The sequence below is a fragment of the Acinetobacter calcoaceticus DSM 30006 = CIP 81.8 genome (genome assembly GCF_000368965.1).
Lineage (GTDB): Bacteria > Pseudomonadota > Gammaproteobacteria > Pseudomonadales > Moraxellaceae > Acinetobacter > Acinetobacter calcoaceticus.
Genome location: NZ_KB849779.1, coordinates 131,723 through 153,259, shown reverse-complemented (window position 1 = coordinate 153,259; position 21,537 = coordinate 131,723). Strand labels below are relative to the sequence as shown.

Below are 21,537 nucleotides of genomic sequence, written 5' to 3'. Positions count from 1 at the left end.
GCCCCGTCTTTTATTATGGTCATCTCTGACCTTAAAATATATCTCCTGTACTGTTTTTAATGCTCATGCCATGAGATATGGCTGGTCTTGAATTAAGGTTATTGTATGAAACCCGTTATTGCGCTCATTGGTCGTCCGAATGTCGGAAAATCAACGTTATTTAACCAGATTACCAAGAGTCGTGATGCACTTGTAGCCGACTTCGCGGGCCTGACTCGTGACCGTAAATATGGTGATGCGACTTATCAGAATAAGTCTTTCATTGTTGTTGATACTGGCGGTATTGGTGAAAATGAAGGCGGTATTGATAACTACATGGCTGAGCAGTCAAAAACAGCGATCAATGAAGCAGATATCATCATTTTTGTGGTTGATGCGCGTGCTGGCTTATTGGCTTCGGACGAACAAATTGCCCGTGAACTACGTACTTTAGGTAAAAAAGTTTACTTGGTTGCCAATAAAGTTGATGGTGTTCATGCAGAAGCTGCGTTGGTTGAGTTCTACAAACTTGGTATGGGTGAACCCTTACAAGTTGCTGCAAGCCATGGACGTGGTGTACAGCAAATGCTTGAGGATGTCTTGGTAGACGTACCTGAAGATGAAAATCCAGAAGAGCATGACAAAGCAACAGGTTTGCGTTTAGCGATTATTGGTCGTCCAAATGTGGGTAAATCGACTTTGGTCAATCGTTTGCTAGGCGAAGACCGTGTAGTGGCATTTGACCAACCTGGTACAACTCGCGACTCTATTTATATCCCATTTGAACGTGATGGTCGTCAGTACACATTAATTGATACAGCAGGTGTGCGTCGTAAAGGTAAAGTTGATGAAATGATTGAGAAATTCTCAATTGTGAAAACACTACAAGCCATTAAAGATGCACATGTGATTGTGGTGGTGTTGGATGCCCGTGAAGGCGTAGTAGAACAAGATTTACATTTGATTGGTTATGCACTTGAAGCTGGTCGTGCCATGGTGATCGCCATTAACAAATGGGACAACATGACCGAATACGATCGTAAACAGTGTAAGTTGGATGTTGATCGTCGTTTTGACTTTATTCCTTGGGCGAAAGTCCATTTAATCTCGGCATTGCATGGCACTGGCGTAGGGGAAATGTACCCAACCATCCATCGTGCTTATGATTCATCACATTTAAAAGTTTCACCTGCGAAATTAACCCAAATCTTAAATGATGCGACTGATGCACATCAACCGCCAATGGTGGGTGGCAAACGTATTAAAATGCGTTATGCGCATATGGGTGGACAAAATCCACCAACGATCGTAATTCACGGTAATAAAGTCGACAAAACCCCAGCGGATTATCGTCGTTACCTTGAGAATGTGTTCCGCAAAGTTTACAAACTGGAAGGAACGCCAGTACGTGTCGATTTTAAAACGTCGGAAAACCCATTTGAAGGACGTAAGTCACAAGTGGATGAGCGCGTTGCGGCACGTAAACGTCGTTATATACAGAAATTCAAAAAAGCTGAGAAAAAGTTTAAACGTTAAGCTTTTTAAAGTTCAAAAACCCAAAGTCTTCTTTGGGTTTTTTATTGCAAATAAATGAGCATGTGCCAAGAGTTATGAAAAAGTGTGAATGATAAACGTAATTTTTTGTAAATTTCATAACGAATGCTATAATCAGCATCTTTATAAAATAATTTATATTTCGACAGAATAATGCTGCTTAGGGTTCACTTTTAGCATGGTAACATTACATCTTGCTCAGCTCACATTTACACATGCTCAGCCCTCATATACAGCCCTTGACTGTATTCCAGCTATGCAGCGTAGACGGTTATCGCCATTAGCTAAACTTGCTTTAAATAGTGCGCTTGGTGCATTAGATGGCAGTAAAGCTGATTATATAGTTTGGGTGTCACGATATGGTGACGAGTCTAAAACGTTGAATATCTTGCAAGATGTTTTAAGTGAGCAAACTCCATCACCTACACAATTCTCAACGTCTGTTCATAATGCAATTTCTGGGCTTTATTCTATTTTATGCCAGGATGACACGCCATCTACCAGCTTAAGTTGTTCGTGGACTGAAAGTTTGATTGAGGCCTATGCTCTTTTAAAGTCAATGAAAGATATCCAGCGGGTATTGGTCGTTGCCTATGATGAACCCTTACCGCAAATTTATGCTGAGGCAGTCAATTTCCCTGCCTATGCGATGGCTGCTGTCGTTACTTTAGAGCAACCTAATTTACAAATTACTGCGTGGACGCATACAGATGAAGCAGATGGTCCTAGTTTTGCTCATTTTTGGCAGGATGCTGACCAGTTAATATCTGCATTTGGGTGGAACAAATGCTAAATCTTAAAAATCTCAAACAAAAGGGTAATTATTGCTGGCGTGTGGCTGCAACTGGTTTTAGTTTTGCCAGTTTCGGTTTGGGTGGTATGGCAATTGCCTCAGTTATCGCCCCAGTACTAAATGCCACAACCTCTGATTCTGAAAAGCGTCAGCAGCGTGCACAGAATGTGATTAAGTATAGCTTTAAAGGCTTTACCGAAATGATGGTCAAACTGGGCATCATGACTTATTCGGTTGAAGGTTTGGAAAAGCTACAGAATAGTCGCCAAGAGCTAGTCATCGCCAATCATCCGAGTTTGATTGATGTTGTAGTGCTAATTGGTATGATGCAGCAGGCTAATTGTGTGGTGAAGCAGTCTCTTTGGTCGAACCCCTTTACCAAAGGACCTGTACAAAGCGCGGGTTATATTTTGAACGCAGGATCTCAGCAATTTGTTGAAGACTGTGTGACGCGTTTGAAAGAAAATAATGCGGCTTCTCTTTTAATTTTTCCGGAAGGAACGCGTACTGAAAAAGGGATGACCCTAAACGAATTTCAGCGCGGTGCAGCCAACATTGCCATTCGTGCAAATGTACCAATTCGCCCAGTAATTATTACCTGTACACCATCGACATTAACCAAGAATGAAAAATGGTACCACGTACCATCTCGACCATTTCATATCGAAGTGAAAGTACTCGATGCTGTACAAGTTTCAGATTTGTTAGATGATTTAACAGTAGGACCTAAACAAGTTCGTCAGTTAAGTCGTAGTTTTTATAAAATTTTTGATGAAGAGTTATCGTGAAATGAGCAATCTTGCTGATGAACTAAAGCAAATGATTATTGATGTTTTGGCACTAGAAGATATCACTATTGCAGATATTGATACAGAAGCTCCATTATTTGGAGAAGGTTTAGGATTAGACTCGATTGATGCACTGGAGTTGGGACTAGCTTTGAAAAAGCGTTACAACATTCATTTAAATGCGGAGTCGGATGAAACCAAACAGCATTTTAAATCAATCCAGAGTTTAGTTGCTTTAGTTGAAGCACAGCAGAAGTCATAAGGAGTATGATGATGTTATCTCAAGAGCAAGTATTAACTAAACTCCGCGAATGGATGGAAGATTTGTTTGAAATTGAACCAGAGTCTGTTCAACTCGATTCAAACTTATATTCAGATCTTGATGTAGACAGTATTGATGCAGTTGATTTAGTTGTAAAAATTAAAGAGTTAACGGGTAAGCAAGTAAAACCTGAAGATTTTAAAAATGTGCGAACCGTACTGGATGTTGTGACGGTTATTCGGAAGATGACTGCTGAATGAAGCTCGTGATTAAAGGGATGATTACAGCACTTTTTGTGTTGTATCCCTTTATTGTGGGTTGGAGTTTGACACACGGTCAATTTGTTTGGGTGAGTGTGTTACTCATCGGATTAGGTGTGGTCAGACTTTTTAGTAAAGGCAACTCATTATTATGGCCTTTAACTGGTTTTGCCATTGTTTGTGGCAGTCTTAGCTTGCTGTCACATAATCATGCTTGGTTAAAGTTATATCCTGTTGGCATGAGTTTGGGGGCATTGGTTATTTTTGCACTGACACTCATCAAACCGCCGTCTATGATTGAACGCTTTGCCCGACTCGTTGAACCTGATTTACCTCTTTCTGGTGTGCAGTGGACCAGACAGGTGACTAAGGTATGGTGCATTTTCTTTTTCTGTAATGCATTGATTGCTTTAAGTACCGTACTTTTTACATCGACTCAGGTTTGGGTCATTTATAATGGCTTTATTTCGTATGTACTAATGGGCATTTTGTTCGTTGGTGAATTTATTTTGCGTAAGCGACATCAGCGTTTACATTCTTCAAATTATTAATTAAAAACTATGCACTGTCATTTTCAAAAATTTATCGATTCAGCTCATCCACTTTGTATAGATGCTGCTCTACATTCGAGCAGTTTTACTCAATTTTGGCAGGATGTTGCTTTGCAAGCCGCTGCAATTGCTCAAATTGAAAATTTGACTTGGGCATTATGGGAAGCAGACAGCTATGAATTTCTGGTTTTATTATTTGCCGCTTTGTTAGCGGAAAAACAGGTACTTTTACCACCAAATCGGGTACGCGAATTAGAACAAGATTTCGCAGCACAGCAGATTTATTTTTTAAAGCGTCAAGATGTTGAAAAAGTTGTTCCTTTATCTTTAATTTTGGATGATGACTTTTTAAAGCAGGCACAACTCTATTTTTATACATCAGGTTCAACGGGAGAGCCTAAAAGAATCCCAAGAACACTCAGACAATTACTCAACGAAGTTCAAGGATTAAGCCAGAGCTTTACTTTCAATGAGCATGCAATTGCGATCGCAACGGTCAGTCATCAGCATATTTATGGATTACTGTTTAAATTATTGCTACCACTAGTGACGGGTCGAAGTTTTTATTCCCCTCAAATGGCATTTCCTGAAGATGTAGTACAGGCTCAAAAACAATTAGAAAAATTGGGATTAAGCAATTATTTGATCTCAAGTCCTGCATTATTAAAACGCTGGACCACAGATGTCATTTTACAAGAATGCCAGATGGTCTTTAGTTCGGGTGGCAAACTGGAAAGTGGTGTTCGTCCTTTATTAAATCGTCCGATTATTGAAGTTTTGGGAAGTTCTGAAACAGGTGGTATTGCCCATCGTGCTCAAGATGAAGATGCTTGGACTGCTTTTAGTAATGTGGCTATTCGGATTGAAGACCAACAGCTCATGGTGAAAAGTAATCATGCCTTTGAGGATGATTGGATTACCACAGGTGATGGTGCAGCATGGTCAGATGCAACGTGTCAGCCTTTTAGGCTTTTAGGACGTACAGATCGAATTGTTAAACTTGAAGAAAAGCGTCTGAGCCTAGATGCGATCGAGCAAAGCATTCAAGCTTTAGATGCAGTACAGCAATGTCATGTACTGGTACTTGAACATGAGCATCGTCAAATATTGGGATGTATTGCTGTTTTAAAAGAAGATGCACGGGAACAGTTACAGCAACTAGGTAAGTCGGCTTTTGTTGGTCATTTAAAACAACAGTTGAAAGACAGTTTGGAAACTATAGCGATTCCACGTCAATGGCGCTTCTTAAGTCAGCTACCGCAAAACTCGCAGTCTAAACTCAATAAAAGCTATTTACAGACTCTATTTAAGCCTATGTTGCAACCTGTGGTTTTGTCGCAGTCTCAAAGTTCAGATGACTATATTCTTAGCCTTGAGTTTCCACCAGAGTTAGCTTGTTTTAAAGGGCATTTCCCAACACAACCTATTTATCCTGGGGTCGGGCAAATAGGTTTTTTACAACATTTTGCTAAATCAATTTGGTCGGACTTCAATTGGTGTCAGGGTTATGAACAGCTAAAATTTCAAAATCTGATCCGTCCTTATGCAATTGTACAACTTAAGCTTTCTCGAAAAGAGCATAAAGTGGGTTTTGAGCTACGCGATTCAGAACAGGTTTTGGCTTCTGGGCGTTTATTATTCGCTTTGCAAACGGAAGTAGAGGGTTAAAAATGCAGACCAACTATGGCTTTGTTATCCCAGTTTATAACCATCCCCATTATTTAGCTGACTTGATTGCCTATCTTGATCGCTTTCATTTGCCGATTGTATTGGTAAATGATGGAAGTGATGATGCTTGTAGCCAGATTTTACGGGCATTGGCCGATCAATATTCCCAAATTCATTTAATTGAACATGAAGTGAATAAGGGCAAAGGGCAAGCTGTGATTACAGGATTACGTGCTGCACATCGATTGGGCTTAAGCCATGCCTTACAACTTGATTCAGATGGGCAACACCACTGGGATGACATTCCTAAATTTATTGAACAGTCCCAGCAACATCCCAAAGCTATGGTGATTGGTCAGCCGTACTTTGATGAATCTATCCCTAAAAAACGGTTGTATGGTCGTTACATTACCCATTTTTGGGTGTGGCTTAATAGTTTATCTTTTGAAATTAAAGACAGTATGTGTGGGTTTAGAGTATATCCACTCGAGAGCACTATTAAAGTTTTGAACAGTGCTAAGTTTCAGCCACGTATGGGCTTTGATAGCGAAATTTTGGTGCGTTTAAAATGGGAAAATACCCAATTTATTAATGTGCCGACACCTGTGGTTTATCCAGAGCAGGGCATCTCTCATTTTCATGTCTGGCGAGATAACTTAGGGCTGAGCAAAGCGCATGCAAGCTTGTTTATGGGTATGCTAATTCGCTTACCGAAGCTGTTAAAACAAAAGCTGCAAGGTTAATTATGTCAGATTCAGCTTCTCCAAAATGGAATGACATTAAAGAGCGAGGAGGCATGGTGCCCCTCATGCTCATGTTGTGGTTTTACCGTTTTGGTGGACGTTGGTTATGCAAGTTGGTGATGTACTTTGTCATTATGTGGTATTGGCTGTTTGCCGCCACAGCACGACAAGCTTCCTTAATTTATTTACAAAAACTGCATCATTTTGCTGGAACACAGTCTCCCTTTACCCACGAACCAACTTGGGCAAATAGCTATACGCATTTTATGCAATTTGGTGAATGTATTTTAGATAAGATTGAAGGTTGGCTAGGTCATATCTCAGAGCAAAATCTAGAAGTTTTTGGGCATGAAAACTTTTCTCGGCACTACCAAAAAGGGGCGCTGATTGTGGTTTCCCATTTTGGCAATATTGAATTGCTTCGGGCAATTAAGTCAGAACATCCGCAGAAAATTAACGTACTGGTTTATCAAAAACATGCGACCAAGTTTAATGAGTTTTTGAAAAAGCTAAATGATAAGGCCGATGTTTGCTTATTGCCCGTCGATGAGTTGGGTATTGAAACCGCTATGATTTTACAAGACAAAATGCAACAGGGTGAGTGGGTGATTGTTGCTGCGGACCGTGTACCCGTGCAGTCAGATCGTGTACAGCATGTTGACTTTTTAGGGGAATCAGCAGCCTTTCCACAAGGCGCATGGATCTTGGCAAATTTACTGAAAGTACCTGTTATTGCAGTGTTTTGTTACCGAGTGCAGCAACAGTTCCAAGTTCATATTCATTCAATTGCCGAGCAGATAAATTTACCCCGCGCTAACCGTATTGAAAGTATGCAAACCATAACTAAAACGTATGTTGCCGTATTAGAACAGCATTGTCTGCGTGCCCCTTATCAATGGTTTAATTTTTATAATTTTTGGACGAAATAACATGCGTGTGTTAACCGTAGGTGAACAGCCACTGAGTATTGAAGATGTCGTTTCGGTCGCAAGAGGCGAATGTCAGGTTGCTTTACCTGAGTCATCTTCATGGCGTGGCCTAATTCAAAAAGGCGCTGATTTTCTTGATCAGTTACTTGAAGAAGAAGGTGTCATTTACGGTGTGACCACGGGTTATGGTGACTCGTGTTTAGTTGAAGTGCCATTACATCAGGTTAATGAACTACCACTGCATCTTTCACGTTTTCATGGTTGTGGTTTAGGTGAAAACCTAGATGTGATCACTGCACGTGCAGTAGTGGTGACGCGTTTATGTTCGTTGGCTCGTGGTTATTCAGGTGTGTCTTTGGCATTGCTTGAACGATTGGTTTGGCTACTCAATGAAAATGTGATTCCAGTCATTCCATCTGAAGGTTCGGTGGGGGCAAGCGGTGATTTAACGCCGTTGTCTTACATTGCTGGAACGTTAATCGGGGAGCGTGATGTCTATATTGATGGAAAAATTACTCCTGTTGCTCAAGTGTATGCCGAAAAAGGTTTGCAACCATTAACACTCAGACCTAAAGAAGGTTTGGCGCTTATGAACGGCACTGCCGTGATGACAGCGATTGCTTGTTTAAATTATAAAAAAGCAGAGCAGATTGCACTCGCAAGTACTTTGATTACAGCTATAAATGTGCTGGCCTTGGAAGGTAATCCTAGTCATTTCGATGAAGTACTGTTTGCACAAAAACCTCATCCGGGGCAGCAGCAAATTGCAAAGCAATTACGTGACTGGCTTAACAGTGAAGTACAAACAGCACATCAAAGCCCGCGCCTACAAGATCGTTATTCGTTGCGTTGTGCACCGCATATTATTGGTGTGTTTGAAGATTCAAAAGTATGGTTACGTCAGTTTATTGAAAATGAGCTGAACTCAAGTAACGACAATCCATTGATTGATCCTGTAGGCATGCGTGTGTTGCATGGCGGTCATTTTTACGGCGGGCACATTGCACAAGCAATGGATAGCTTAAAAATTATGATTGCCAATATTGCTGACTTGATGGATAGACAGATTGCACAGCTAGTCGACCATAAAATGAATCATGGTTTACCACGGAATTTAACAGGTGCAACGGCTGAACGTTTACCACTCAATCATGGTTTTAAAGCCGTACAAATCGGGGTGTCCGCGTGGACGGCTGAAGCCTTGAAAAACACTTTGGCAGCTTCAATTTTTTCACGTTCAACCGAATGTCATAACCAAGACAAAGTCAGTATGGGAACCATTGCTGCACGTGATGCGAGCCGTGTGATCACCTTAACCCAGCAAGTAATTGCAGCCCTCTGCTGCGCTAGTGTGCAGGCGATTCATCTGAAAGGTTTAACAGCACAGTTAAGCCCAACATTGCAGGCATTTATGCAATGGACCTTACAAAGCTTTGCATTTGTCGAAGAAGACCGACCATTACAAACCGAATTACAACAGATTGTTGATCGTTTAGACCAACTTGAATTGTTTAATCAACCAGAATTTATGGGATAAGGTGAGCCAATGCATGCAGATGTAATCATTGAAATTCCATTTCATGATGTCGATACCATGAATGTGGTTTGGCATGGACACTATTTAAAATACTTTGAGATTGCGCGCTGTAAATTGCTCGATCAATTTCATTACAACTATATGCAGATGAAAGAATCAGGCTATGCATGGCCTGTGATTGAAAGCCATGTTCGCTATGCATACGGTATTGAGTTTGAACAAAAGATTCGGGTTCGCGCCATTTTAAAAGAATGGGAAAACCGCTTAAAAATTGATTATTTGATTTTTGATGCTGAGTCTGGGAAACGCTTAACCAAAGGTTATACCACACAGGTGGCGGTGAATATTGAAGCCCGTGAAATGTGTTTTCAGTCGCCTCAGGTTTTGTTCGATCGTTTAAATGCGTGGTCTGAGTTTCAACCGAAGAGGAATACGTGATGTCTCAATTCATCAAAACTTTAGGTTTAGGTACTGCTGTTTGGATGGGTAGTTTAAGTGCTGTCTATGCAGCACCGGCACAGATTGCTCAAATTTTTCAGCAATTGTCACAGTCTCCTACCGTTCGTGCTGATTTTGAACAGCAAAAAAAACTGCCGTCGTTGAATAAAACATTTGTGTCGAACGGCTCGTTATTGTTCGCAAAATCTTATGGCGTGGCATGGCAAATCAAACGCCCAGTACAAGCAGATTTGATTGTTACCCCAACCAAGCTAGTGCAAAAAACGCAGCGTACATTTAGCCAAATTCAGGTGGATCAATCACCTTATAGTTCGGTCGCGACATTATTTTTGCAGCTCATGTCTGGCAATGAACAGGCCTTGGCAAAGAATTTTAATGTAGTAAGTGTGAACTATAGTCCAGCGGGTTGGAGCATGAGCTTAACTCCGAAAAGTAGTCTGTTTAAAAAGCTGTTTGTGCGTGTTGATGCGCAAGGGCAACAGTACGTTAACCAAATTGTGATTACCGAAAAAGCCAATAATTTGACGACCATTCGCTTTAGTCACCAGACTTCTCAACCGACGACTCTAACGGCTGCTGAGCATGCGCTTTTCCAACTGGCAAAATAAGTTCACCGCGCTTTGGTTAATTGCTCTCCTGCTTATTGCAGTGGGGTTAGGCGTGACTTGGCTGAATAAAGATATTCATATTCAAACCAATATTTTTGCGTTATTGCCTAAAGTTCAGCAAGACCCAGAACTTGCACGTACTCAGCAGTACATGAATGAGCAACTTAACAATAAAGTATTTGTCGTTATAGATGCTAAAGATGAGACTGCGATACAACAGGCAACCAATTTTTTAACAGCGCAAGCTAAGCAAAGTGCGCTATGGCAGCCACTCAAACCACAGCTTGATTTTGATCAATTTGCAAAACAGTTGTATCAACATCGAGCAGGTTTATTGAGTGCTCAAGATCAAGCCTTATTACAAAAGCTGGATTACGAGGCACTGACGGAACAAAGTCTGATGCAGATGATGAGTCCCGGCATGCCTGTCACTGCTGAGTCACTTAAGCAAGACCCGCTATTATTGTTCCCTCGTTATGCGATGCAGTTGGTGAATCCGTCACAACAAGATATTGAAATGGAGCAGGGCTTTGCAACCATTCACCATGAGCAAGGTATCTCTCGGCTTTTCGTATTACAGTTAACCCAAAGCCCATACAATATTGATTATCAAGAACAGATATCGAACTGGATTGAGCAAACTAAGCAAAAGTTAGCTGCAATTGGATTAAAATCTCATTGGACTGGAACTATTTTATTTTCAAATTTTGGGACGCAATCAGCTAAACAGGAAATCTCAACTATTGGTGTTGGCTCTACATTGGGCTTAATTTTTCTGGTTTGGTTTGGCTTTCGTTCATTGCGACCCTTGGCAACCGAATTTATTGCTGTTTCGACTGGAAGCTTTGTTGCATTTGCAGTCACGCATTGGATGTTTGGTGAAATTCACCTCATGACATTAGTGTTTGGTGCGAGCCTGATTGGTGTTTGTGTCGATTTTTCATTTTATTTTATGGCGATGCAATCGCAGCACAGACAGCTTGGCGGTTTTCAAATTTTAAAACCACTATTGCCAAGCTTGTTTATGGGCTTAATGACCACATTGGTTGCTTACATTTTCTTGAGTTTTACCCCATTTCCAGGGTTCAAGCAGATTGCAGTCTTTTCAATTGTTGGCTTAACTGCGGCTTGGATCAGTAGTGTACTGCTATTACCAAGGTTACCTGCCCTAAATGCTCAGCCAGCCATACGAGTATTATCGTGGATTGGACAAGCACGGTTATGGTTTCAACAACGAGCTAAAATACGTTATGGCTTAATTGCAGCCATTTTAGCAGTGGGTACGGTGAGTCTTTTCTATCTCAAAAGTAACGATGATATCCGTAACTTACAAGGTATGGACGCCAGCTTAAAGCAGCAGGACCAAGCGGTTCGTGAGCAATTTGGCCAACAACAAAGCAGTGATTATTTTGTAGTACGAGCAGCATCTGCAAATGAAATGCAGCAACAAGAGAAGCAACTGATTGGACACTTGCAACACTTACAGTCACAAGGAAAAATCAGTGCATTTCAAGCTCTGGGGCAATGGATTCCACCATTGGCAGAGCAGCAAAACAATGTACAACTATTAAGAAATATTCCAAAAGCAACTTTGCAGCAATATGCCCAAAGCATGGGGCTAAATGTCACAGATGTTTTACAGTGGCAACAGCAACTGGCAACACAACCACTATTAGATTTTTCGGTATTTAAAGATCATCCTTTAGCTTTTTTACAGCCTCAAGCCAATGAACGATTAGTGATGGTGACAGGGGTGAAACAACCTGAAGTGTTGAAGCAGCTTCAGAATGATCACATACATTTCCAGCAACCGATTACTGCAATGTCGGAAATGTTTGCTGAACATCGAGTGCAGGCTCAACATCTCCTCATTTATGCCTTAATTGGTCTGGCGGTTGGTTTAGCGCTTATTTATGGTCTAAGTTCGATTGTGCCTTTGGTTCTGCCAGTAAGCTTGGCATTACTGAGCACTTTTGCTGTTCAGGCATGGTTAGGTGTCGAGATTAATCTGTTTAGTATTATGGCGACTTTCCTAATTATCGGGATTGGTGTCGATTATGCAATTTTCTACCGACATGGACATGACCATCCACAAGTGGTTGGAATGGCTTTATTTTTATGTATGATGTCGACTTTACTTGGCTTTGGATTACTTTCATTTAGCCATACTTATGCAATTCATTGTTTTGGCTTAACGGTTTTATTCGGGGTTATTTTCTCATTTATCTATGCGACTTTGTTAACCCCCGCAGATGAAAAACATATCGTGAATTTACAAGACCATTCATAATTTGAATAAATTAAAAAGGAAATTGTGCTATGAGCACTATAGAAAAAATTGACGTCGTAATTATTGGGGCTGGACCATCAGGTAGTTCTGCTGCGGCACTTCTTCGAAAAAAGGGTTATACCGTTACGGTCATTGAAAAACAGCATTTCCCACGTTTTTCGATTGGTGAGTCATTGTTACCGCAATCCATGGCATTTTTAGAAGAGGCTGGTTTACTTGAAACGGTCCGTGAGCATGTTGATCAATACGCTTTTCAATTTAAAAATGGTGCGGCTTTTTTACGCGGTAAACAACGTAGCTTTTATGACTTTACAGAAAAATTTACGGATGGACCGGGAACTACTTGGCAGGTTCGCCGTGCAGATTTTGATAATTTGCTTGCAAAGCAGGCTCAAGTTTATGGTGCCGACATACGCTTCGGGCATGAAGTCTTAGATGTTGATGTTGCATCTGAACAGCCCGTACTTACTGTATTAGATGAAGAACAACAGCGTTATCAGATTCAAACTAAATTCTTGTTAGATGCGAGTGGTTTTGGGCGGATTTTACCAAAGCTTTTAGATTTAGAGAGCCCATCAAATTTTCCAGTACGACGTGCGCTGTTTACCCATATTGAAGATGGTATTACAGACGACCCTGAGTTTGACCGCAATAAAATCTTAATTACTGTGCACGAAAAAGATCATCGCGCATGGTATTGGCTGATTCCATTTGCAGATGGACGTGCTTCTTTTGGTGTCGTTGCAGAACAAGATTTTTTTGACAAATACACAGTCGAAAATGCTGAAGATAATGAACCTGAGGCAATGCTTAAGCGTATTTTAGCCGATGAGCCAAGCTTGTCACATGTATTGCGCCGTGCAAGATTTGATACACCAGTACGCACCTTGGTGGGTTACTCAGCGAATGTAAAACACTTGGCAGGTCACAACTATGCACTATTGGGTAATGCTGGTGAGTTTCTAGATCCCGTCTTTTCATCGGGTGTGACAATTGCTCTAAAATCTTCCAGCTTGGCTGTACCTTTGGTTGAACGAGTTTTACAAGGTGAGCAAGTCGACTGGTTAGAAGAATATGAAAAACCATTACGCCGTGGTATTCAGGTGTTTCGTGCCTATGTTGAGTCATGGTATGAAGGCGAGTTTCAAGATGTAGTGTTCTCACAAAATCAGAATGAAGGCATTCGCCGTATGATTTCTTCATTACTGGCTGGTTATGCGTGGGATGAAAAAAATCCAATCCATAAAAATGCCAAACGTAGACTTACTACTTTGGCAGAATATTGTCGTGAGGGCTTGGCGCAAGAACAGGCACTTGAGGGCTAATCATGCAACGCAAATGGGCAACGATATTACTCAGTAGCTTTTTATTTTTAAATGGTTGTCAGGTCATGCCACATGCCAAAGGGCTGCAAAGCCCACTATGGCAGGCACAAGCTTATCAACGGCAAGATCAGGTTGAAGTTCAGTGGAAGCAGCAAAGTTTTAGCTTCTTGTTATACCAACAGCAAAAGGGTGCTGTACTGGATATGGTGGCTTTGAGCCTGACAGGTCAACAATTGTTTAAGCTACAGTTTGATGGACATCGTGTTCATGTTGAACAACGTATTAATCAAATGCGTTTATTGCCTTTTGAGTTTGTGGTACGTGACCTTTTGTTTGCGACATACCCTCAATTTTCGCATTTAGGGCAGCAAGCCGTAGAGATGAAACACCAAGCTGGCATGCAAGTTGTCTATATTGAAAAGCAGCCTGTGTTGCAGCTTAAACAAGGGCAAGGAAGCATTGAATTGATTAATCAACAAGTCCCTTATACCATGACGCTGAGTTCGATTGAAAATACGTTGCAGACAGAAGAAAGTCCTACACCATGAAACATTTACCTTCAGAAAATGCAGCCACAATGGCAGTAGGCATACAATTAAGTGTCGGTTTATCTGCATTAGGTTGCGAACTTAATCAAATCAAACAGGCATTACAACAGCCACAGCAAACCTTAAGTCTGCGAGATGATTTAATTGCTGATCGTAATGTTTGGGTGGGGCAATATACACATCCCTTATGCTCGAATGTACCAGACACCTTACAGTCTGTAGATTCACGTAATCTACGTTTTGCATTAACTGCATTATTCGAAGTCGAAGCAGCGTTAAGAGACTATACGGCATCCTTTGAAAATAAACGTTTGGCCATTGTGGTGGGTACATCCACTTCAGGTATTGCAGATAATGAATTATTACTTAAGCAATATTTTCAAGGGAAAACTGATCTTTCAATATCTCACTATCCTCAGGAAATGAGCTGTTTAGCAAAAGCATTGCAGCAGTACTTAGGATGGGAAGGGCCTGCATATACTATTTCAACCGCTTGCTCTTCAAGCGCTAAAGCATTAGCCGCGGGTCAGAGATTACTTCATGCAGATTTAGCTGATGTTGTACTGGTGGGGGGCGTCGATACCTTGTGTCAGTTGACACTCAATGGATTTAATAGCCTAGAAAGTTTATCTGAACAGACTTGCCAACCCTGCGGTGTGAAACGTGATGGCATTAATATTGGTGAAGCTGCTGCATTTTTTGTATTAAGTAAAGCCACTGCTCCTGTGATGTTAATGGGTGCTGGTGAATCGATGGATGCATGGCATATTTCGGCTCCACATCCAGAAGGCAAAGGTGCAGCATTAGCCATGCAACGCGCATTAGATATGGCTCATATTTCAGCTCAAGAAGTTGGTTATATCAACTTGCACGGCACAGCAACTCCACAAAATGATGCGATGGAAATTAAGGCTGTACGACAAGTTTTTGGTGATTATCAAGTTGCTTTAAGTAGTACCAAACACAAAACTGGACATTGTCTTGGTGCAGCAGGTGCTATAGAAGCTTTTATTTGTGAACAAGTTCTAAAAGATCAAAGTTGGTTGCCATTGCATCAAAATGTTGAGATTGATCCGGATTTGGCTGACCAAAACTATGTGCAAGATGCTGAACTAAAACAACCCATTCGCTATGTGATGAGTAATTCTTTCGCTTTTGGGGGAAGTAATATTAGTCTTGTTTTTGGAGTGAAGCCCTGATGAAACTTGATGCAATTCAATATATTCCTCATGAGCAGCCTATGGTTTTTATTGACCATTTAACTGATGTTGCGGAAGGGCGGGCACAAGCAGAACTCACGATTACACCCGAGCTGATGTTCTGTGAAGCAGAAGGTTTGCCGACATGGGCAAGTATTGAAATTATGGCACAAACCATCAGCGCTTATTCAGGCTGGCAAGGTCAGCAGTCAAAACAAGCGCCAAAAGTCGGTTTTTTATTGGGAACACGTAAGTTAAATTTACCGATCCCTTATTTCGCTTTAGGTTCACGATTGATCATTCAAATAGAACAACAATATTTTCATGAAGGACTTGGGCAATTTTCCTGTGAAATCCAATATGCTGAACACTGCATTCAGGCAACGTTAAGTGTATTTGAGCCAACAGAAACACCATTTGAATAACCACAAAGAATTAGGAATACATTGTGACAAGACGAATTTTAGTAACGGGTTCAAGTCGAGGAATTGGGAAAGCGATTGCATTACAACTTGCAAAGGCGGGTTTTGATGTAACTGTGCATGCCCGTTCGCGTCAGGCAGATGCAGAACAAGTTGTACAAGAGATTCAAGCGTTAGGACAAAATAGCCATTATTTAATGTTTGATGTCACTGAACGCCAAACCGTTCAACAGATTTTAGAACAAGATGTAGAACAGCATGGTGGATTCTATGGTGTTGTATTGAATGCTGGTCTTACCCATGATGGTGCTTTCCCAGCTTTAACAGATCAAGACTGGGATGAAGTTATTTCGACTTCCTTAGATGGTTTTTATAACGTATTAAAACCATTAGTTATGCCAATGATCCATTTGCGTAAAGGCGGTCGTATCGTCACGTTATCTTCGGTTTCTGGCATTATGGGTAACCGTGGTCAGGTTAACTACAGTGCTGCAAAAGCAGGATTGATTGGTGCGACCAAGGCCTTGGCACTCGAATTAGCCAAGCGAAAAATTACCGTGAACTGTGTAGCACCCGGCCTGATTGAAACGGAAATGGTTACGGATGAAGTCAAAGAGCATGCACTTAAAATGATTCCGTTACAACGCATGGGACAAGTCGATGAAGTTGCTAGCGTGGTGAAATTCTTGTGTTCAGATGAAGCTTCTTATGTGACACGACAGGTTATTTCTGTGAATGGGGGACTCATTTGATGAAACGTGTTGTTGTGACAGGAATGGCTGGAATTACCTCTTTAGGTGAAACCTCTGATGAGATTTTTGCCCAATTTGAAGCTGCCAAAAGTGGTATTCGTTACATGCCGGAATGGGAACAGTATGTTGACCTTCGGACTAAGCTTGCTGGACCTGTTGAAACTTTTCATGTTCCAAAACATTTTAACCGTAAGGTTACTCGTGGTATGGGGCGTGTAGCGCTTATGTCTGTGGTTTGTGCCGAAACTGCTTTGCAAGATGCTGGCTTGCTTGGACACGAAATTTTGTCTAGTGGTGAAGCGGGTGTTGCATTTGGTTCTTCTGCGGGTAGCGTAGAGGCCGTGGGTGAGTTTGCAAGCATGTTGCTTCATCAGAGCATGAGTAAGATCAATGCAACAACCTATATCCGCATGATGGCCCATACAAGTGCGGTGAACATGACCGTGTATTTTGGTCTAAAAGGGTTAACTTTACCGACCTCAAGTGCATGTACTTCTGGCTCTATGGCCATTGGGCAAGCCTATGAAGCAATTAAATATGGCAAACAACAGGTCATGATTGCAGGTGGTGCAGAGGAACTCAGTGCGGCAGGTGCTGCGGTTTTTGATGTATTGTTCGCGACCAGTGGAATGAATGACCAACCAGAAAAAACACCACGCCCATTTGATGCTAAGCGAGATGGATTGGTGATTGGTGAAGGGGCTGGCTGTTTAATTTTAGAAGAATACGAACATGCCAAAGCTCGAGGTGCCCATATCTATGCAGAAGTGATTGGCTACGGTAGCAATACTGATGGTCAACATGTCACTCGCCCCGAGTCAGAAATGATGGGTCGCTGTATGCAATTGGCACTTAAAGATGCATCTGTAGAAGCTAAAGACATTGCTTATGTAAATGCGCATGGCACCTCAACTGATCAGGGTGATGTGGCTGAAAGTCAGGCGACAGCAGCAGTTTTGGGACGTAAGCCTATCAGCTCTTTAAAAAGCTATTTTGGACATACGCTAGGGGCATGTGGGGCTATTGAAGCTTGGCTGAGCATTGAAATGATGAATCGTGGCCGTTTTATTCCAACTTTAAATCTAGATAAAGTCGATCCACTGTGCGGCGATCTGGATTATATCGTTCAGCAGCCAAGAACTCTGGATGCTGACATTATTATGAGCAATAACTTTGCTTTTGGCGGAATTAATACTTCGCTTATTTTTAAACGTGTTAAACAATAAGGAACACAACAATGTTAAATAAAAAACTTTTATTTGTAGCAATGCTAAGTGCGGGTTTTACTGCCACTGTTCAGGCTGGAGATGAAGTACATCAGTTGAATTTTAAAGAAGCTGTAGACCGTGCAGTTGCAGATGGCACTTTAGATGGTTCAGTAAAGTTTTATTTAAAGGGTACAAAGTCTGGTGGTAAAGTCATTCAAAAAGATGCGGTGACCAATAAAAAGACCAATGGTTTTGGTAAGTCAGCAGCAACGTCTTGTGATTGGGTTTTACGTTCAGCACTCATCCAAATGCAAAACAATGCTAAAGCACAAGGTGCAAACGCTGTTACTAATATTGTGAGCTATTTTAAAGCCAATGAAACCACAAGTACGACAACTTACGATTGCTATAAAGGTGCCATGATGGCGGGGGTTACCTTAAAAGGCGACGTGGTTAAATTCTAATTAATTTTAAATAAGGTCGGGATAATGTCTAAGCGTAATATTGAAGTCTACACCCAGACATTGTCCCAGCTTCTTTTAAAATCTAAACAAGATTTCCCTGACTTTCGTACATTTAATCATTATAAAAAACAGCAAATACATAACATTAGAAACGAGCTGATAGCACAGAAATTGCAAATTACAATAACGGATTTAGCGTTTGCAAAGCATGAGCATGGCAAGCCATATTTATTGAATCACGATTTAGATTTCAATCACTCTCATAGCCAACAATATTATGCTTTAGCGATGAGTCAGCATGTTAAAGATATCGGTGTCGATGTTGAAGAACTAGACCGTAAAGTTCGTTTAGAAGCTTTAGCCCAGCATGCATTTCACCCTGATGAATATGAAACGTGGCTAAGCTTAGAGCAAGACAGAGAATACTGGTTTAAAGTTTGGACGACTAAAGAGGCTGTTCTAAAAGCCTCGGGCCTCGGCATAAGGTTAGATTTAAATACTTTAAATACTCAGGCACATCCTACAGACAATGGCGGAATATGTTCTCATCCACTTATTGGGACATTTGCTTATCAAAACTTCGTTCTGGGTAATATGATGCTAACAGTGGCATGGCGCTCAGAATTATCTTGCCGCGGTTTTCAATTTCCAACTATTCAGCTTCATTCACTTGATTCTTAATAAGTGAAATAGCAGACATAAAAAAACCGCGAATTACGCGGTTTTTTAGTTTAGAACAAGCTAAAAAATTAAGCTTGACCTTCAACAGCTTGAGCACGTTGCATATTTGCTTCGAACTCTGCATCAAAGTTGATTGGTGTAAGAAGTAACTGTGGGAAGCTACCTTTAGTCACTAAATCATTTACCGCTTCACGTAAGAACGGGAACAATATATTTGGGCAATAAGCGCCTAAAATATACGGTAAGCGATCTTCTTCGATGTTATCAATCAAGAAAATACCTGATTGAGTGATATCTACAATGAACGCTGTTTCGTTGTCGTTATCGGCTTGTACCACAACTTTTAAAGAAACTTCAAAATGAGTTGGATCAATTTTTTCTGCAGCAGAAGAAAGATTGATATTGAGTTCAGGTTGCCATTGTTTAGTAAAAACCTGCGCCCCAGGAACCTCAAAAGAAATATCTTTTGTATAAATACGCTCTAAAGCTAATTGTGGTTGAACTTGTTGTTCTTCGCTCATTGTTTTTTCCTTAATATGGATGCGATGTTAAGCCAATAATTCGTCGAGTTTACCTTCACGCTCTAAAGCATAAAGTTGGTCAAAACCGCCAATAAACTGATCGTTAATAAAAATTTGTGGGACAGTACGATGATTCGTGCGTTGCATTAATTCAACACGTACTTCCGGTGCTTCAACGGAAAGATTTACTTCTTTGTAAGCAATACCTTTACGCTCAAGTAACTGTTTAGCTCGAACGCAATACGGGCATACAGAAGTTGAGTAAACAATGACATTTGCAGTCATAATAATTCTCCTTAAGCTTTTGGTTTGCTTTTTACAAGAGGTAAGCCTTGTGCTTTCCAGTTACTAATACCACCATCAAGACGATAGCTGTCATGGTGAGCAACTTTTTGCAAAGCACTACCAGCAACTTGCCCGAGGTTGCAAATAAATACCAATGGACGCTCACTTGCTTTTAATTCATCAGCATGACTTGCAATTTGGCTGAAAGGAATATTGCGGCTGCCACTAATATGACCTTCACGGAAGTCTTTACTATCGCGCAAGTCGATCAGTATGGCATTTTTCGCTTTCACTAAAATACCAAGCGACTGTGGTGAAATTTTACGACCGTTACGTTGACCTTCAAAAATGAAGAACAACACGACTAAGACTCCGAGCGTACCAAACAAAATGGGGTGATTCCCCATAAACTCTAACCAGCGTTCCACAAGTCACCTAAAAAAAATTAAAAACAAAATTGACCTAGAGTATAGCGTATATAGATGGTGATCAAAATCACCACTTCAAGTGCAAAGCGGACAGAAAATTAGTTTTTTTGCTGTGCTTCTTGAATCTCATCATTTAAACGCAAAAAGCTATCTAGGCGCCGTGGCAAAATTTCACCAGATTCTACAGCGTGTTTTAGCCCACAGTTCTTTTCATGAGTATGGGTACAATTACGGAATTGGCAAGAACCTAAATGTGCTTCAATTTCTGGAAAGCCCATACGAATTTTTTCTAAATCAAGATGCCAAAGCCCAAATTCACGAATTCCCGGTGAATCGATTAACGCGCCATTTTTACCGAAATTCATTAAACGTGTAGAGGTTGTTGTGTGTTGACCAAGTGCAGAGTTTTCAGAAATAATATTTGTTTTTTGCTCTGCATCTGGAATTAATACATTAATTAAAGAACTTTTCCCTACACCCGATTGGCCAACGAAAGCTACCGTTTCGCCATCTAAACGTTCAGATAAAGCAGAGATATCTCCCTTTTTAGACTGACAAATCATCACCTCATAACCCAAAGTTTTATATTCTTCTAATAGCGTAAGAATTGGGTCATTTTCAGTGATTAAATCTGATTTATTTAAGACTAAAAGTGCAGGAATGTTAGCGTCTGCGCAAGCCACTAAATAACGGTCGATTAATGTCGGAGCTGGTTCAGGAAGGGGAGAAAATACAATTACAATCAAACTGATATTTGCTGCAACTGGTTTAACCTTGTGATAACGGTCTGGGCGGGTAAGTAATGAGTTGCGTGGATGAATGGCAGTAATAATGCCTAAACCCGTGTTCGGGTCTGCTTGCCATTTAACTCGGTCACCAGTCACAAGTAACTCAAGGTTAGTTCGAGTATGACAGCGCCATACGCTTTTGAGCTCGATAGGTTTCCAGAATGGTTCTGGCTCTCCTTCGGCAACTTGAAGTTTTTCTGGGTGATGCTCAGGTACAGAGAGTGCCTGTACTTCGAGTTGGCGCCCATAATGTTGTACAACGAGTCCGTCCAGATCTTGTGAAGTATCGGCCTCTTCTTGGCGAGTTTTGTGCTGTTTTTCAATACGACGTTGCTGCTGTTCAGTTAAACGACGCTTACGAATTAAAGCCATTCATATCCCAAAAAAACCACTGTTTGAAGATGGCAAAAATAGCATGAAGCGGCTATAGAATTACAGCGCAGATGCAAGAAATTTGCTACTATTGATGTTTTTACGGCATTTTAGAACGTACAT

Annotated in this window: 25 protein-coding genes; 21 read left to right on the top strand and 4 right to left on the bottom strand. The window is 41.0% G+C overall.

Features of this window, described 5'->3' with window-relative positions:
• Positions 1-105: 105 nt before the first annotated feature.
• The 21 genes from der (at position 106) to F936_RS03025 (ending at position 19,020) form a co-directional block, all read left to right on the top strand.
• Positions 106-1,515 carry a ribosome biogenesis GTPase Der gene (gene der, locus F936_RS03125; protein WP_005044854.1) on the top strand — a complete coding sequence of 470 codons (1,410 nt, stop codon included), beginning with the start codon at positions 106-108 and terminating at the stop codon, positions 1,513-1,515.
• Between the two features lie 196 nt (positions 1,516-1,711).
• On the top strand, positions 1,712-2,326 hold the full coding sequence (locus F936_RS03120) for a beta-ketoacyl synthase chain length factor (protein ID WP_005044852.1): 615 nt from the start codon (positions 1,712-1,714) through the stop codon (positions 2,324-2,326).
• Positions 2,311-3,114 carry a lysophospholipid acyltransferase family protein gene (locus tag F936_RS03115; protein ID WP_080547762.1) on the top strand — a complete coding sequence of 268 codons (804 nt, stop codon included), beginning with the start codon at positions 2,311-2,313 and terminating at the stop codon, positions 3,112-3,114. The genes F936_RS03120 and F936_RS03115 overlap by 16 nt, the downstream gene beginning before the upstream one ends.
• A gap of 1 nt (position 3,115) precedes the next feature.
• Positions 3,116-3,376, top strand: coding sequence for a phosphopantetheine-binding protein (locus F936_RS03110; RefSeq protein WP_000067033.1), 261 nt, complete (start codon positions 3,116-3,118; stop codon positions 3,374-3,376).
• A gap of 5 nt (positions 3,377-3,381) precedes the next feature.
• Complete coding sequence (locus tag F936_RS03105) at positions 3,382-3,636, top strand: acyl carrier protein (RefSeq protein ID WP_080595446.1); 255 nt, start codon at positions 3,382-3,384, stop codon at positions 3,634-3,636.
• Positions 3,633-4,187, top strand: a complete 555-nt coding sequence (locus F936_RS03100; RefSeq protein WP_005044847.1) for a COG4648 family protein — start codon at positions 3,633-3,635, stop codon at positions 4,185-4,187. Before F936_RS03105 ends, F936_RS03100 begins: the two co-directional genes overlap by 4 nt.
• 9 nt (positions 4,188-4,196) lie before the next feature.
• Entirely contained in the window at positions 4,197-5,855 is a 1,659-nt protein-coding gene (locus F936_RS03095) for an ApeI family dehydratase (RefSeq protein ID WP_005044845.1), read from the top strand.
• 2 nt (positions 5,856-5,857) lie between these two features.
• Positions 5,858-6,598 carry a glycosyltransferase family 2 protein gene (locus F936_RS03090; RefSeq protein ID WP_005044842.1) on the top strand — a complete coding sequence of 247 codons (741 nt, stop codon included), beginning with the start codon at positions 5,858-5,860 and terminating at the stop codon, positions 6,596-6,598.
• Positions 6,599-6,600: 2 nt separating this feature from the next.
• The gene (locus F936_RS03085; RefSeq protein ID WP_005044838.1) at positions 6,601-7,527 is read left to right on the top strand and encodes an LpxL/LpxP family acyltransferase; all 927 of its coding nucleotides are present in this window, start codon (positions 6,601-6,603) and stop codon (positions 7,525-7,527) included.
• A gap of 1 nt (position 7,528) precedes the next feature.
• On the top strand, positions 7,529-9,064 hold the full coding sequence (locus F936_RS03080; protein ID WP_005044836.1) for an HAL/PAL/TAL family ammonia-lyase: 1,536 nt from the start codon (positions 7,529-7,531) through the stop codon (positions 9,062-9,064).
• A 9-nt stretch (positions 9,065-9,073) separates the two neighbouring features.
• Positions 9,074-9,502, top strand: a complete 429-nt coding sequence (locus tag F936_RS03075) for an acyl-CoA thioesterase (RefSeq protein ID WP_003654902.1) — start codon at positions 9,074-9,076, stop codon at positions 9,500-9,502.
• Complete coding sequence (locus F936_RS03070) at positions 9,502-10,131, top strand: LolA family protein (protein ID WP_005044831.1); 630 nt, start codon at positions 9,502-9,504, stop codon at positions 10,129-10,131. Before F936_RS03075 ends, F936_RS03070 begins: the two co-directional genes overlap by 1 nt.
• Positions 10,106-12,421: an MMPL family transporter gene (locus F936_RS03065; RefSeq protein ID WP_005044830.1), complete on the top strand. Its 2,316-nt coding sequence runs from the start codon at positions 10,106-10,108 to the stop codon at positions 12,419-12,421. Before F936_RS03070 ends, F936_RS03065 begins: the two co-directional genes overlap by 26 nt.
• Before the next feature lie 29 nt (positions 12,422-12,450).
• A complete protein-coding gene (locus F936_RS03060) occupies positions 12,451-13,746 on the top strand; it encodes an NAD(P)/FAD-dependent oxidoreductase (protein WP_005044827.1) in 1,296 nt (431 codons plus the stop codon).
• Between the two features lie 2 nt (positions 13,747-13,748).
• Positions 13,749-14,294, top strand: coding sequence for a DUF3261 domain-containing protein (locus tag F936_RS03055; RefSeq protein ID WP_005044825.1), 546 nt, complete (start codon positions 13,749-13,751; stop codon positions 14,292-14,294).
• A complete protein-coding gene (locus F936_RS03050) occupies positions 14,291-15,493 on the top strand; it encodes a beta-ketoacyl-[acyl-carrier-protein] synthase family protein (protein WP_005044824.1) in 1,203 nt (400 codons plus the stop codon). Before F936_RS03055 ends, F936_RS03050 begins: the two co-directional genes overlap by 4 nt.
• Positions 15,493-15,918, top strand: coding sequence for a hotdog family protein (locus F936_RS03045; protein ID WP_000762336.1), 426 nt, complete (start codon positions 15,493-15,495; stop codon positions 15,916-15,918). Before F936_RS03050 ends, F936_RS03045 begins: the two co-directional genes overlap by 1 nt.
• Before the next feature lie 23 nt (positions 15,919-15,941).
• Positions 15,942-16,667, top strand: a complete 726-nt coding sequence (locus tag F936_RS03040) for a 3-ketoacyl-ACP reductase FabG2 (protein ID WP_005044822.1) — start codon at positions 15,942-15,944, stop codon at positions 16,665-16,667.
• A complete protein-coding gene (locus F936_RS03035; protein ID WP_005044821.1) occupies positions 16,667-17,893 on the top strand; it encodes a beta-ketoacyl-ACP synthase in 1,227 nt (408 codons plus the stop codon). Before F936_RS03040 ends, F936_RS03035 begins: the two co-directional genes overlap by 1 nt.
• Positions 17,894-17,904: 11 nt before the next feature.
• Positions 17,905-18,339 (top strand): hypothetical protein, encoded by a 435-nt coding sequence (locus F936_RS03030; protein ID WP_005036894.1) that lies wholly within the window; start codon positions 17,905-17,907, stop codon positions 18,337-18,339.
• Positions 18,340-18,363: 24 nt separating this feature from the next.
• Positions 18,364-19,020, top strand: a complete 657-nt coding sequence (locus F936_RS03025) for a 4'-phosphopantetheinyl transferase family protein (RefSeq protein WP_005044819.1) — start codon at positions 18,364-18,366, stop codon at positions 19,018-19,020.
• A gap of 68 nt (positions 19,021-19,088) precedes the next feature.
• Here F936_RS03025 and secB read toward each other — a convergent pair whose 3' ends face one another.
• From secB to rsgA, 4 genes are all read right to left on the bottom strand, one after another.
• On the bottom strand, positions 19,089-19,541 hold the full coding sequence (gene secB, locus F936_RS03020) for a protein-export chaperone SecB (RefSeq protein ID WP_003654925.1): 453 nt from the start codon (positions 19,539-19,541) through the stop codon (positions 19,089-19,091).
• A gap of 27 nt (positions 19,542-19,568) precedes the next feature.
• Positions 19,569-19,826 (bottom strand): glutaredoxin 3, encoded by a 258-nt coding sequence (grxC, locus tag F936_RS03015; protein ID WP_003654926.1) that lies wholly within the window; start codon positions 19,824-19,826, stop codon positions 19,569-19,571.
• An 11-nt stretch (positions 19,827-19,837) separates the two neighbouring features.
• On the bottom strand, positions 19,838-20,254 hold the full coding sequence (locus F936_RS03010) for a rhodanese-like domain-containing protein (protein WP_003654928.1): 417 nt from the start codon (positions 20,252-20,254) through the stop codon (positions 19,838-19,840).
• 98 nt (positions 20,255-20,352) lie between these two features.
• On the bottom strand, positions 20,353-21,414 hold the full coding sequence (gene rsgA, locus F936_RS03005) for a small ribosomal subunit biogenesis GTPase RsgA (protein WP_005044817.1): 1,062 nt from the start codon (positions 21,412-21,414) through the stop codon (positions 20,353-20,355).
• Positions 21,415-21,537: the final 123 nt, after the last annotated feature.